The sequence below is a fragment of the Methanothermobacter thermautotrophicus genome (assembly GCF_014889545.1).
Taxonomy (GTDB): domain Archaea; phylum Methanobacteriota; class Methanobacteria; order Methanobacteriales; family Methanothermobacteraceae; genus Methanothermobacter; species Methanothermobacter thermautotrophicus_A.
Window position 1 is genome coordinate 90,335 of sequence record NZ_QKOF01000005.1, and the last position, 13,509, is coordinate 103,843.

11 protein-coding genes are annotated in these 13,509 nt (G+C 50.6%); 6 read left to right on the forward strand and 5 right to left on the reverse strand.

Features of this window, described 5'->3' with window-relative positions; genetic code table 11:
• Positions 1-47: 47 nt before the first annotated feature.
• The 3 genes from DNK57_RS03015 to DNK57_RS03025 are packed head-to-tail and all read right to left on the reverse strand — an operon-like array spanning position 48 to position 3,186.
• Positions 48-950, reverse strand: a complete 903-nt coding sequence (locus DNK57_RS03015) for a hypothetical protein (RefSeq protein ID WP_226891018.1) — start codon at positions 948-950, stop codon at positions 48-50.
• A 5-nt stretch (positions 951-955) separates the two neighbouring features.
• Positions 956-2,107, reverse strand: a complete 1,152-nt coding sequence (locus DNK57_RS03020; RefSeq protein ID WP_226891019.1) for a radical SAM protein — start codon at positions 2,105-2,107, stop codon at positions 956-958.
• A gap of 17 nt (positions 2,108-2,124) precedes the next feature.
• Entirely contained in the window at positions 2,125-3,186 is a 1,062-nt protein-coding gene (locus DNK57_RS03025) for an mRNA surveillance protein pelota (RefSeq protein ID WP_192961578.1), read from the reverse strand.
• Positions 3,187-3,287: 101 nt separating this feature from the next.
• Here DNK57_RS03025 and DNK57_RS03030 point away from each other — a divergent pair, with 101 nt between their 5' ends.
• From DNK57_RS03030 to DNK57_RS03040, 3 genes are all read left to right on the forward strand, one after another.
• Positions 3,288-3,644 carry a hypothetical protein gene (locus DNK57_RS03030; RefSeq protein ID WP_192961807.1) on the forward strand — a complete coding sequence of 119 codons (357 nt, stop codon included), beginning with the start codon at positions 3,288-3,290 and terminating at the stop codon, positions 3,642-3,644.
• 61 nt (positions 3,645-3,705) lie between these two features.
• On the forward strand, positions 3,706-5,010 hold the full coding sequence (locus DNK57_RS03035) for a prephenate dehydrogenase (protein ID WP_192961808.1): 1,305 nt from the start codon (positions 3,706-3,708) through the stop codon (positions 5,008-5,010).
• A gap of 198 nt (positions 5,011-5,208) precedes the next feature.
• Positions 5,209-7,398 carry a CDC48 family AAA ATPase gene (locus DNK57_RS03040; protein ID WP_192961579.1) on the forward strand — a complete coding sequence of 730 codons (2,190 nt, stop codon included), beginning with the start codon at positions 5,209-5,211 and terminating at the stop codon, positions 7,396-7,398.
• 283 nt (positions 7,399-7,681) lie between these two features.
• Here the strand turns inward: DNK57_RS03040 and DNK57_RS03045 are convergent, their stop codons facing one another.
• Complete coding sequence (locus DNK57_RS03045; protein ID WP_192961580.1) at positions 7,682-8,011, reverse strand: hypothetical protein; 330 nt, start codon at positions 8,009-8,011, stop codon at positions 7,682-7,684.
• A gap of 321 nt (positions 8,012-8,332) precedes the next feature.
• On the opposite strand from DNK57_RS03045, the gene ahcY reads away from it, so the two are divergent.
• Genes ahcY through DNK57_RS03060 form a run of 3 tightly spaced genes read left to right on the forward strand, consistent with a single transcriptional unit; the run spans position 8,333 to position 12,411 of the window.
• Positions 8,333-9,586, forward strand: a complete 1,254-nt coding sequence (gene ahcY / locus DNK57_RS03050) for an adenosylhomocysteinase (protein WP_192961581.1) — start codon at positions 8,333-8,335, stop codon at positions 9,584-9,586.
• Positions 9,587-9,597: 11 nt separating this feature from the next.
• Positions 9,598-10,221: a DUF2119 domain-containing protein gene (locus tag DNK57_RS03055; protein WP_320056851.1), complete on the forward strand. Its 624-nt coding sequence runs from the start codon at positions 9,598-9,600 to the stop codon at positions 10,219-10,221.
• A gap of 51 nt (positions 10,222-10,272) precedes the next feature.
• Positions 10,273-12,411 (forward strand): IGHMBP2 family helicase, encoded by a 2,139-nt coding sequence (locus tag DNK57_RS03060; RefSeq protein ID WP_226891020.1) that lies wholly within the window; start codon positions 10,273-10,275, stop codon positions 12,409-12,411.
• A 110-nt stretch (positions 12,412-12,521) separates the two neighbouring features.
• Here the strand turns inward: DNK57_RS03060 and fen are convergent, their stop codons facing one another.
• A complete protein-coding gene (fen, locus tag DNK57_RS03065) occupies positions 12,522-13,508 on the reverse strand; it encodes a flap endonuclease-1 (RefSeq protein WP_192961583.1) in 987 nt (328 codons plus the stop codon).
• Position 13,509: the final 1 nt, after the last annotated feature.

Here is a 13,509-nt window from a genome sequence, read left to right on the forward strand (position 1 = left end):
CCCTAGAGAGCAAAAGGATAAGAATGAACTGAGCACTGAATCCCTGATTATCCATCGGATGCATATGGATTGAAGAGAAGCCTCCTGAAACCCAGTGCAATTAAAAAAGGGTTATCCACCCTGAAACTTCTTTTTCCGAGTAAAATTCTCCTGAAGAGATCCCCGAGGCCTCCGCCGGTCAGCACATCCATGTAGAGGTCGCCGAGGGTTGGGTTTCCGATTCCAAGTTTCTCTTCAAGGAACCCTGAGAGGTTCCTCATTCTTAGGATGGCTGTGACAAGGGGTGTTGAGAGGAAGAGGAAGATAAGGGCCCATAACCCACCGGCGAGATAGAATGCGATTCCCAGGGCCACTGCAAAGCTGTGGTTTCCAACCTCGCCCATCATTATCTTTCCCCTGTAATCAAGTGGGGAGTAGGCAGCGCATACAGCCAGTAAGAGGAGGGGAAGGTAGATATCCGAACCACCAACAAATGCAATGGCTGTCGCCAGTAGGGACATGATCATTGTCAGGCTGCATGCAACACCCGGCTGCATATCTGCAATGTTGAGGGGCTGTATCATGAGGGCCACAAGCAGGCCGGCCGGTCCCATGAGGGGGTATGTGATGATTGTGACCGCTATGATCCCAAGGCCCCTTGAGAGCTGACCCCACTCAACTGGCAGATCCAGGATCTTTTTCCTTCCGGAGAGGTCATCCATGAAGGCCAGGAGCCCCATTATGGCAACAGGTGGCCTCAGCGGGTCTGGCATGAAGGCCAGAAGAACAAGCCAGGGCGCCAGACCCGCCCCCCTTGGTGTTCCTCCCCTCACATCGGTGTAAAGGTTGGAATACCGCATACGTGATATCAGAGCAGCCATGAGAGGCGTCAGTAAACCTGCAATTGCTGCAGCTACCATTATGGAATAGGGATAATGTGAAGCATCCGGTATCATGATCAGCGCATCCATTCCTGTCACCTGAAACCTGATGATGTCTGGACCACAACGTTCCTGAGGCCCTCATCAATCATCAAATCCTTCACCCTCAGCATCTCATCCTCATCTGGCCACTCAATATCCCTGCTCCTGAATTCAGGTCGATAATCCAGGATGGTTACCTGAACGTCCCTGTCTATGGATGATATCCTCGAGGCCATTGCGGTAATCTCATCGCTGGATATGATTGACCTGCTGTAGGGCACCCCCAGGCCCAGGAAGATGTCCGGGTGATTCTCTGAAAGGTACCTGAAGGCATTCCATGAATTCTCAAGGTAAACCCTGGCAGTTTTCTCATCATGGAGCCCTGATATCTCCATGAAGGTTTCAGTCCTCAGACCTTTGAGATCAATCCCTATCAGGTTCATCCCTGAATCCACGAGTTCATCAAGGTATTCGGGGGTCAGGATAGTGCCGTTGGTATCAACGTGAACGTTGACATCCCCTTTGAGTTCCCTGATTGCCCTGATGGTCGATGAGAGCCAGGTCCTGTTGAGGGTGCATTCACCCCCTGATATGGTAACAGTACCGGTTCTGTAGATGGATTCAAGGCCCAATAGGATCCCTGCTGTTTCATTGGGGTCGAGCAGGTTCCCCAGTGATGTGAATGCAACCTGGCTGTTCTGGCACTGGGGACACCTCAGGTTGCAGCCATGGGTGAAGCACACCACCTCAACAGGGGTCCCTGTCTTCTCAGAAAATGGGGTTCCAACTCCACCGGCTGTGTGTGGACCGAAGCTGCTCACAAACCTCAGCGGGGGTTCAGGGGCTGTCTCTATGACCATGCCCTCAGAGAGGGGTGTTACACAGGATGGTGCGATGCAACCATCAATGGATACACTGCAGGCCAGGCATGCCCCTGAACCGCAGGGTGAGAATATATCACCGTCATCAGGGATCATGCTCCTTTTAAGGCCCGCCCCCTCCAGGGCATCTCCAACTGTACCCCCCGCTCTGACCTCCCTGCCATTCACTTTTACTGTATATTTTTTAAGGTCAGGGTCACCTGGCAGGATTGCGTCTTCAGGGCATACAAGGAGGCAGGCCCTGCAGCCAGTGCAGTTTTCACTGCATTTCAGTTCGCGACAGTTTCCACATCCCCTGCATCGATCCCCAAGTCTCCGGAACATTCTGAATCCCCCTGAAATCACTGGATCTTGAATCTTAGAATACCAGCCAGACCTCCCAATGATTCCAGCTGTTTTCCGCCCTCATGTTCACTGCTTATGAGCACCACGGAGCCACCCATGCCCTCAACCATGTCGAGGTAGCCCTCAATGTCCTCCCTGCTAACAACCCTATCCAGGACCAGGAGCTTCTCAACGGCCCCCATGTTAATGGCATCCATAACCTCCACCTTACCATAGACAACGGAGTCAGGGTCCCTGGCCAGCTTCTCAAGGAACTCATTAACGTTCCTTATCTCAGAGGCTATCCTCTTCTCTGATGAGACCCTTTCAACCGTCCCCTTCCTCAGAACCTCAGAGATGCCTGAGCGCCCACCTGTCCCGGTGTTCTCAAGCACCGCCTTCTTTGCGATTTCAGGATACTTCTCCATGAGGTAATCATGGAAATCTGACTTGTAAAACCCTGGCCCCGCTATTATGATGGTCTCAAGGTCTCCATACTTCTGGAGTGACTCCACGATGCTCTCATAGAATTCACGCCTCAACTTACTCCTGTCCCTCTGCTGTATTCTCTTGCCAGGAATGTGGCCGGTTATGGGGCCCCTGTATTCAACCCCGTACTGTCTTATCAGTCCCATTTCAGCGACGTCATCCTCTATTACAAGGATGATCGCCCTCAGATTCTTTGATGCCCTTACAGCCTCCCTGAGCCTCTTAAGTGTCCATCTGCTCCAGTGCTCCTTCTGGATCCTCAGAGATGTGTTGAGCTTGACCTCCAGGGTGTGGTGGGAGCCCATGGGCACAAGGTCCTCAGGACCCTGCTCAATAACTCCTGTGGCCCTCAGTCTCCCGGTGTAGATGTGGAAGCTGACATTTTCAACCCTTATACCAAGATAAAATGTCTTTTTAACTCCCCTGTCACTTCTTATCTTCTCTCCACTGGTATCCTGTATTCTCCTTGTGGTTCTGGCTGATAGGAGGTCTCCCTCCTCTATTATGTGTGAGAGGTGCCAGAGGTCATCAAGGGTTTCGGGTACGACTTCAATGACGCCGTTCTTTTCATCCTCTTCAACTATCCTCATGGATTCACCCTGAAAAAATCATTGGCGGAGTTAATGATAATATATAAGAATGCCATTATAAAACTAGGAGTATTCTCATGTAAGGTTTGGAGTGTAATGTGATGGGTGACTATGAATCTGGAAGTGCAATCTTCCTCAGTATCCTCGCCGGCTTTGTGATGCTCTTCTTCATTGACGGACTGTTTGTTTATACCTTCACAGGTTTTCTGGCCGCCTACCTCACAAGGCCAGATAGGAGAAGCGCAGGGGAGGGGGGTACTGCATCCCTCATACTGGCTATTCTCAGCTTTGCATCGGGGATGATATTCGGGCCTGAAATGCCTGGGAGAATCGCTGAAATTGTTGGACCTGATGTTTTCACTCTATCAGTGGGATTCTTAATTGTATGTGCCATCAGCCTCATCCTTGGAAGTATCGGAGGTTACATAGCTGTTAAGGCCTTCAGAAATGAGGTTTGAGATGCTCGAATCTCATGAAATGAGATTTTATACATCCAGAACCACAATGGAGATATAATTGATGATTATCAGCATCATAGGGGGTACCCGTGGGCTTGGATACTGGATTGCAAGGTTCCTGAGGAAGGAAGGCTTCAGGGTCATAATCACAGGGAGGGACCATGAGGCCGGCAGATCAGCCGCCGCGAGGATAGGTGCAGAGTACTGCCCTGCCAATGTGAGGGCTGCCTCACTTGCTGACGTTGTGGTTGTATCTGTACCTATAGATGTGACCCCTGATGTCCTCAGGGAGGTGGCGCCCCATGTGAGGGCTGGCGGGCTGCTGATGGATGTGACCTCAGTCAAGGAGGAACCGGCCAGGGTCATGGAGAGGTTCATAGCCAGGGGCGCCCACTACATCCCTGCCCATCCCATGTTTGGGCCCCGTGTATCATCCCTTGAGGGCCAGGTGGTGGTCCTGACACCCACCAGGGATAACCCATGGCTTGAGGACGTAATCAGATTCCTTGAGGAGAGGAAGGCACGTGTAATAGTCACCGATCCATCCACCCATGACCGTATGATGAGTGTTGTCCAGGTCCTCACCCACTTCGCCTACATAAGCATAGCAGCCACCCTTGAGGCTGAGGGTGTTGACATAAGGGAGTCCCGTAAGTTTGCAAGTCCCATCTACAACCTGATGATAGATACAATAGCAAGGATAGTGGCCCAGAACCCCTACCTCGCCTACTCAATTCAGACCCATAACACCTACGGCCAGGAGATGCGTGATAGTTTCCTGAGAACTGCCGCCAGGCTAAACGATATGCTGAGGGATGGGCTTATGGATGATTTCGTGTCAGGGATGAGCCTTGCAGCCAAGAACATAGATGACGTGGAGGCATCCCTTGGCAGGTCAGATAAGGCCATAGATGCACTTAATCATGATTTAATCGTGCTGAGGGACTCTGTTGGTCAGGAGATTGGCCTCAGACATATCTATTCCGGTAAGGTGCATGTTGGTGTACTTGAGTCTGTTACCCCGGATTATGCAATTTTAAGGTCTGGTAAGAGGGTCATGAAGTTAAAGATTTCCAACATAACTGTGCTGTCAGAGGATGAGCTCCGTCGCTGGAAGGTTGAGAATCTTGATCTGCGGGTTTATGATGTATCTGCTGTTTTTCCAGAATCTGTGGATCCAGGGGTCATAGAGCGCATGGTGGGCCTCCTTGATTGTGTAGTTGAAGTGGAGGTTGTTGATGTTTACAGGGGGCCCCAGATACCCCACGATCACTTCAGTTTAACCCTCAGGGTGAAGGTGTTTGATAGGGAGTGCTATGAGGAGATTCTGAAGGTCCTGAAGGGTATAGGTGCCTCAATAAGATAACATGACCCCCCCTTCTGCGAATCTATCTTAATACTCATCCCGGGAGGGTCTATCTAATAGTATATAAACTTTACCGAAACATTTATATATGAGTATTTGGACATGTATTATAGTAACCTAAATTTACTAAAAAACTTCCGTTAAATTAAATATTAAACGGAATCATAATAATCTAATAATCACAAAGAGGTGGGTTGTATGACAGAAAAAGATATGAAATTAAAGGTTGCAGAGGCCCTTGCCCAGCAGGACGTGGGGAGGGGAATAGCCCGTGTGGACCCTGCATGCATGGAAAAACTGGGTCTCTCAGATGGGGACATCATTGAGATAGAGGGCAAGAAACTGACAGCTGCAACTGTGGTATCATCACAGTCCGACATAGGACTCGGAATAATAAGGATAGACGGTTACCTCCGTAAAAACGCCGGAGCATCCATAGGTGAAGAGGTGACAGTCAGAAGGGCTGACGTCAAGGACGCCCAGAAGGTCGTTCTGGCCCCAGTGGATCAGGAGGTCATAATAAGGGGAGACATAAGATCCGCATTCCTCAACAGGGTACTTGTTAAGGGAGACATAATAGTTTCAGGGATCAGACAGCAGATATCCGCCGGAGGACTCTTCGACGAGTTCTTCAGGGACTTCATGGACATATCCCCCCTGGGAGAAATCAAACTGGCAGTCGTATCAACAAGCCCTGCAGGTGTGGTGCGGGTAACACCATCAACACAGGTCGAGATGCAGCAAAAACCCGTGGACGTCAGCAAACTCGAGGGCGTCAAGAACCTAGTTGATGTGACCTACGAGGACATCGGAGGCCTCAAGGAGGAGGTCAAAAAGGTCCGTGAAATGATAGAAATACCCCTCAAGAGACCGGAACTCTTCGAGAGGCTCGGCATAACACCACCAAAGGGTGTCCTGATGCACGGACCACCAGGAACAGGTAAAACACTCCTGGCAAAGGCCGTTGCCAACGAGAGCGACGCCCACTTCATAGCCATCAACGGACCCGAAATAATGAGCAAATACGTCGGTGGATCCGAGGAAAGGCTAAGGGAATTCTTCGAGGAAGCAGAAGATAACGCCCCATCAATCATATTCATAGACGAGATAGACGCCATAGCTCCCAAAAGGGAGGACGTGAGTGGAGAGGTTGAAAGGAGAATCGTAGCCCAGCTCCTCACCCTGATGGACGGCCTCAAGAGCAGGGGACAGGTGGTTGTCATAGGTGCAACCAACAGACCAGACGCCCTTGACCCTGCACTCAGAAGGCCGGGCAGGTTCGACAGGGAAATCGAGATAGGAGTCCCTGACAGGGAGGAGAGGAAGGAGATACTCCAGATACACACAAGGGGAATGCCCCTTGCAGATGACGTTGACCTCGATGAACTGGCAGAGATAACCCATGGATTCGTGGGTGCAGACCTGGAGTCACTCTGTAAGGAATCCGCCATGAGGGTCCTGCGAAGGGTGCTCCCAGAGATAAAGGCCGATGAGGAGATACCCAAGGAAGTCCTGAAGAAGATGGTGGTCACGAGGGCGGACTTCAAGGACGCCCTCAAGGAGATACAGCCATCAGCCCTGAGGGAGGTCCTTGTGCAGGTACCAAACGTCTCATGGGACGACATAGGGGGCCTGGAGGACGCCAAGCAGGAACTGAGGGAGGCTGTTGAGTGGCCACTCAGGTACCCCGACAAATTCAAGAAATTCGGAATCAGACCACCCAAGGGCATTCTCCTGCATGGATCCCCTGGTACCGGTAAAACCCTCCTGGCAAAGGCCGTTGCCAACGAGAGCCAGGCAAACTTCATAGCGGTCAAGGGTCCGGAACTGCTATCCAAGTGGGTTGGTGAATCAGAGAAGGGTGTACGTGAAGTCTTCAGGAAGGCACGTCAGACAGCACCCACAGTGATATTCTTTGATGAGATAGACTCAATAGCCTCAGTGAGGAGCGGAAGCACAGCCGACTCCGGCGTAACCCAGAGGGTTGTCAACCAGCTGCTCACAGAGATCGACGGACTTGAAGAGCTACAGGACGTGGCGGTTATAGCTGCCACGAACAGGCCTGACATCCTTGACCCGGCACTCCTCAGGCCCGGAAGATTCGACAGGCACGTCAAGGTTGACGACCCAGATAAGGAGGCGAGACTCGCAATATTCAGAGTCCACACCAAAGACATGCCCCTTGCAGATGACGTTGACCTTAAAAAGCTTGCAGAGAAAACTGAGGGATACGTGGGTGCAGACATTGAGGCTGTATGCAGAGAAGCAGCCATGCTAACCCTCAGGGATAACATGGAAGCCGAGGAAGTACCAATGAAGTACTTCCTTGATGCCATGGAGAAAATAAAACCAAAGGGTGGCAGAGAGGAGCAGGTCCATTACCATTAAATCCTCGATAACTCCCTTTTGTAACTTCTTTTATTTTTGCAGAACTTCTATTTTTAAGGTCTCCGGTGATTAAATGGTAAACCGCTTAAAGATCATCAGCATAGTTTCCATAACCTTATTCTCCAGAAGTTCCTTTAGAGTTTTTTCAAATCGCTAATTTCACAGATTGCAAGATCTTTAAGATTTGAATATTTGCTCTCTAAATCAAGTATATCTTTTAACTTGTTCTCTAAGTCAGATAATTGCTCACTCTTTTACCCTCTGGGCTGATCTGGAACTGTAATTAGAGAAGAAGTGGAGATTCCACATCATAAGGTTTTTCATTAATTTTAACTATACGTGTTAGTGCGTAGAGTGGGATTGGCCCGGCAATTTCTTTGGGAGTGGCCGCAGTTTTTGCCTCGATGGCAAGGAAGGGTTCTTCATCATCAAAAATCATGATATGAGAAGTCCCTACCCAATGAGCTCTGGCCTCTCCCTCATGCAAATCGGTCTCATCAAATAATCTGATGCTTGTTATACCCCCTCTGTTCTGGACATATATGTTTTGATCCTTGAAGGGACCTGAGATATCCCTATAGATTTTATCTAAATACTCAGCTATTTCACTCATTATAACCCCAAACCATGTACTTTTTCCTTTATTGGATTTAACAACCTTCTAAATTTATCAATTTTTGATCAGATGCTTAAAACTAGATGGTACTCATGAAAACAGGACATATTACAAAAGAATTGGTATGGACACCATCACTCATTCTTACAAGATCTGATTCATGAACTCCAGTGCACTGAATGGCGTTATTGAGGGCCTCCCTGAGTTCAGTGATCTCCCCGGAGATTAACACAGGAGACCCATTAATTATTTTTAAGTGATGACCCACAACCTATTATCTACAGACAAGGAACTCCAACATGTTAATCGGGTGATGCGATGCCATACAGAGTTAAAGATATTTCATTGGCCCCTCAGGGCGAAAAAAAGATCAGATGGGTTCAGGAACACATGCCTGTACTTGAAAGGATAAAAAGTGACTTCTCAGAGGAGAAACCCTTCAGGGGGGTCACCATAGGATCCTGTCTTCACCTCGAACCAAAGACCATAAACCTTGGCCTCACACTCAAGGCTGGAGGTGCAGAGGTCGCCATGACCGGATGCAACCCCCTATCAACCCAGGACGACGCCACAGCCGCCGGGGCGAAGATGGGACTCAACATGTACGGGTGGCGTGGGGAGACAAAGGAGGAGTACTATGAGAACATACACCGCGTCCTTGACCATGAACCGGAGATCCTCATCGATGACGGTGCAGACATGATATTCCTTGTCCACCGGGAGAGACCAGAACTCCTTGATGGGATAATAGGTGCCTGTGAAGAGACAACCACAGGTATAAACCGGCTTAGGGCCATGGCAGCCGACGGAGCCCTCAAGTTCCCTGTGATGGCTGTGAACGACGCCTACACCAAGTACCTCTTCGACAACCGCTACGGTACCGGACAGTCAACCTTTGACTCCATAATGGGGACCACAAACATGCTGATAGCCGGGAAGACCGTCGTGGTATGCGGCTACGGCTGGTGCGGTCGAGGTATAGCCATGAGGGCTGAGGGGCTTGGAGCCAGCGTAATAGTGACCGAAGTGGATCCTATAAGGGCTCTTGAAGCCCGTATGGATGGTTTCAGGGTTATGAAGGTTTCGGATGCTGTTAGGGAGGCTGATATACTTATAACAGCCACAGGGAACACCGATGTTGTTTCTGAATCTGAATTCCTGAACATGAAGGATGGCTGTGTAATGGCAAACTCCGGCCACTTCAACGTCGAGATAAACAGGGATGTCCTTGAAGAACTATCAAGGGATAAGAGGGAGGTTAAGGAGGACATCGAGTTATTCATAATGCCTGATGGACGTAAATTATACCTCCTGGCTGATGGAAGGCTGGTAAACCTTGCATCCGAGCGCGGCCAGGGCCACCCCGCAGAGATAATGGATATGAGCTTTGCAATGCAGGCACTATCAGCAAGACACCTCCTCCATGAGAAACCAGACCCTGGCGTCTACAGGGCACCCGATGAAATAGACATGATGGTTGCCCGGATGAAACTCGATGCCATGGGCATTGAGATCGACGAACTCACAGAAGAACAGAGGCTTTACCTTGAAAACTGGGAAGAAGGGACCTGATCTATCTGCGGGTGACCATATTGGGATTTTTCAGATTCATAGATAAGGGGGATGGCCCTGTAAGGTTATTTGTGGGTGGTGTGCATGGAAGGGAAGGCCTCACAACCATAAGGGCCCTCCGGAGGCTGGGTTTCAATGACATAAAGCGTGGCAGGCTGATCATATACAGCTGCAACCCCACCCCCTACATAAGCACCCTGAACCCCGACTACTACACGACCCCCCGGGGGAAGGAGATACTTGGACTCATAGAGAGGTACCGACCATCAACCTACCTGGAGGCCCACTGCTACCGCAGGGAGAACTACGGCAGGCTCACAGATCCTTCAAGGAAGGCGTCTGAGGGTGTGCCCCCCCTCATAGAACTTGAAGAGGGTGTGCTTATAGGATCTGTGTCTCCACACATACGCAAGAAGCTCTTCAGGCGGGAGGATATCTGTCTCACAGTTGAGATGCCATGCCTGGATGGGGGATCCGATAAGAGTCTTGAGGTCTATGTGGAATTTCTGAGGACAGTTGCCTCCTCAGAAACAAGAGAAGAACTTGAACTTCGCCTTGGAAAGAGGTACCCTGAACAGGTTGAAACCGCTAGAATATATGCCCGGGAGTTCTTCGGGGAGTACCCCCCATTCTAAATCAAATCCGCTTTGCAGGTTCAGAATCCTCAGGGACAGCAGGGAACCTGAATGGCCGAATATATACAGCCTGTCAGGACAATGACAGAATCCAACAGCATAGCCCCAGGGCAGGATAGTATAGACGTCAACCCAGATCATGGAGGGACACCAGATAAAAGGACAGAATATGAGATGGATTGGAGTTTCCATAAATATCAAGAGGGTGAGAGAATCAGCAGGGTGAAATCATACATAAAGAGGCTCATAAGGCTTGTTGAAATGGAGAGGGAAGCCGAGATAAACGCCATGATGAATGAGATAAGGAGGCTCTCCCCCCGCCAGCGTGAGAGAGTCGGGAGGGCAGTGAATGGGTTGAACGGTAAGATAACCGGGAGGGAGCTCGGATTTCACCTTGTCAAGTATGGAAGGCGGGACCCGATAGACACCCAGATATCCGTGGGTGACCTCGTCCTGATAAGCCGGGGAGATCCCCTCAGAAGCGACCTTACCGGTACCGTTGCAGCGAAGGGTAAGAGGTTCCTGGTTGTTGCCCTTGAAAATGTGCCCAGGTGGGCCCTCAAAAATGTCAGGATAGACCTCTACGCCAATGATGTGACCTTCCAGAGGATGATTGACAACCTCAAATCCCCAACCAGAAACGTGCTCAGGGTCCTGGGTTTCCTGTGCGGTACAGAGGAACCTTCAGGTGGGGCTGATTCGGTTGATTTCCATACTGTGGACCCTGAACTCAACGAATCGCAGAGGGAAGCCATCGGTAGGGCCCTTGGATCAGAGGATTTCTTTCTGATACACGGCCCCTTCGGAACCGGTAAAACCCGCACGCTCCATGAGCTCATAAGGCAGGAGGTCATGAGGGGCAGCAGGGTCCTTGTAACCGCCGAGAGCAACGCCGCCGTTGATAACCTCCTGGAGGGAATCGCAGGGCATGTTAGATGCGTCCGCCTGGGGCACCCCCAGAGGGTTTCAAGGGAAAACCTCAGGGAGACCCTCGCCTATAAAATTGAAAATCACCCCGAATACAGGACTGTCCTGAAATACCAGGAGAAGATCGATGAGCTCATAGAAGAGCGTGAGAGGCACCAGAAACCAACACCACAGCTAAGGAGGGGCCTCAGTGACACACAGATACTCATCAACGCCACGAAGAGGAGGGGTGCGAGGGGCGTCTCACCTAACGTCATGATCTCAATGGCCAGGTGGATAGAGACCAACAAAAGGATAGATGAGCTCCACAGCAGGCTTCAGGAGGCCGAGATGAGAATCGTTGACAGGATAATCATGGAGAGTCAGGTGGTCCTTTCAACCAACTCCTCGGCGGCACTGGAGTACATAGACGGTGTAAGCTTCGATGCTGTCATCGTTGATGAGGCATCCCAGGCAACAATACCCAGCATACTCATACCCCTTGCACGTGCACCAAGATTCGTACTGGCAGGGGACCACAGGCAGCTTCCGCCCACAATACTCAGCAGGGACGCATCCGAACTTGAGAGGACCCTCTTTGAAGAGCTCATTGGACGCCACCCTGAGAGGTCCTGGATGCTGAACTGCCAGTACCGCATGCACCCTGATATAATGGAGTTTCCCAACCGTGAATTCTATGGGGGTAGAATAAGGGCCCATCCATCCCTTGAGAGGATATCCATCATGGACATCATTGGGGATGTCCCTGACTCAGGTATCTGCCGGAAACTCGCAGATCCTCGGCCCGTCCTCTTCATTGACACCTCAAGACTGGATGGTGGTGAACGCAGGTTAAAGGGTTCAACCTCCATACAGAACCCCCTTGAAGCGGACCTTGCAGTCCTATTATCCCGTTCCCTCATGAGGATGGGTGTTAAGGCAGATGCCATCGGCATAATAACCCCCTACGATGACCAGGTGGACCTCATATCCTCAATGGTGGATGTTGAGGTGAACAGTGTTGACGGCTTCCAGGGCCGTGAAAAGGATGTTATAATAATATCAATGGTTAGAAGCAACAGGAATGGTGGAATCGGGTTCCTGAAGGATCTGAGGCGTCTAAACGTTTCACTCACCCGTGCCAGGCGTAAGCTAATAATAATCGGGGATAGCAGGACACTCTCAGCCCACCCCGCCTACAGGAGACTCATTGAATTCTGCAGTAAGAGGGGATTCCTGGATGAACCCGACCTCGAGGAGGTAAGGGAGTGGGGGACTTCATAACCTGTGCAGAATAAACACCTGATAAGGACATTGGTAAGAAGCCGGAACAGAGCAAAATTAATTGTTCCAGCATTCCAGATGGAACTGCTTCAATTGCCAGATTGGTGCATCTAGAACCAGTCCTCGAGGCTTTTCTGTGTGGAGGACACCCCCTCAAATTTTTTAAGTGCCGCCCTCACACGTTCCTCTGAAAAACCGTGTTCAAGGCAGAGGAACTCGATAACACCATCCACGTCAGGTTTTCTCCACCGGATCTCATAGTCCTCTGAAACCTCTGGCTCCAGGAAGATCCTCCTTAGGACCTCAGGGTCGCCGCCTATGTCAGCTTCAAGGTCCCTGATGACCTTGAAAATGTCACCCTTCTCCCTTATGAGTTTGAGTCCGCGCCTTGCACCTATTCCCCTCACACCCTCATTGAAGTCGGTGCCAACCAGGAGCGCCATGTCAACGAGCTGTTTGTGGCTTATTGAGAGTTCCCTAAGGGTTGACTCGAGTTCAATGATCTCGGGGTCCTCAAGTTTTCCGCTTAGTGTGAGGTTTCTTAGAACTCTGGGGGCGCCGAAGAGGAGGCAATCATAGTCCTGGGATGCCACTGCCCATGCATCGCCCCTCTTAACCATGTAGGATGCCTGGGCCTCCCCCTCTCCTGGTGCCTGTACATAAGGTATCCCGAGGAGTTCCAGGAGCCTCTTTGAACTTTCTACTATATCCTGGGACATCCTTGAGGACCTTACAGCATATTTCCTTGCCCTATCAATGTCTCCCTCCTCAAGGGCCCTCTTCCACTCCATCTCCGATTTCTTCCGGTCATCAACCCTCCTGCTCACGGTCTCTCCCTTGAGGTGGTGGGACCGCCCATCGAAGACATATACTGGCCTTATCTCCCTCTCCATGACTGCGGCTGTCCTGTAGAGTATGCCGCTGAGGTGTGATGTTACTCTACCCATGGAATCCATGAGGGGTGTTCCATCCCTCTGCCTTATACTTGATAGGAACTGGTAGAGGGTGTTGGCTGCGTCGACTGCCACCGATCTACCCCTCAGGTCCTCGAGGCGTATCCTTCGTGGCGATACAACATCCCTGAGTTTAACTCCCATC

Coding starts and splice junctions, on each gene's coding strand:
- DNK57_RS03015 (WP_226891018.1), bottom strand. CDS start 950: ATGGATGCGCTGATCATGATACCGGATGCTTCACATTATCCCTATTCC.
- DNK57_RS03020 (WP_226891019.1), bottom strand. CDS start 2,107: ATGTTCCGGAGACTTGGGGATCGATGCAGGGGATGTGGAAACTGTCGC.
- DNK57_RS03025 (WP_192961578.1), bottom strand. CDS start 3,186: ATGAGGATAGTTGAAGAGGATGAAAAGAACGGCGTCATTGAAGTCGTA.
- DNK57_RS03030 (WP_192961807.1), top strand. CDS start 3,288: ATGGGTGACTATGAATCTGGAAGTGCAATCTTCCTCAGTATCCTCGCC.
- DNK57_RS03035 (WP_192961808.1), top strand. CDS start 3,706: ATGATTATCAGCATCATAGGGGGTACCCGTGGGCTTGGATACTGGATT.
- DNK57_RS03040 (WP_192961579.1), top strand. CDS start 5,209: ATGACAGAAAAAGATATGAAATTAAAGGTTGCAGAGGCCCTTGCCCAG.
- DNK57_RS03045 (WP_192961580.1), bottom strand. CDS start 8,011: ATGAGTGAAATAGCTGAGTATTTAGATAAAATCTATAGGGATATCTCA.
- ahcY (WP_192961581.1), top strand. CDS start 8,333: ATGCCATACAGAGTTAAAGATATTTCATTGGCCCCTCAGGGCGAAAAA.
- DNK57_RS03060 (WP_226891020.1), top strand. CDS start 10,273: ATGGCCGAATATATACAGCCTGTCAGGACAATGACAGAATCCAACAGC.
- fen (WP_192961583.1), bottom strand. CDS start 13,508: ATGGGAGTTAAACTCAGGGATGTTGTATCGCCACGAAGGATACGCCTC.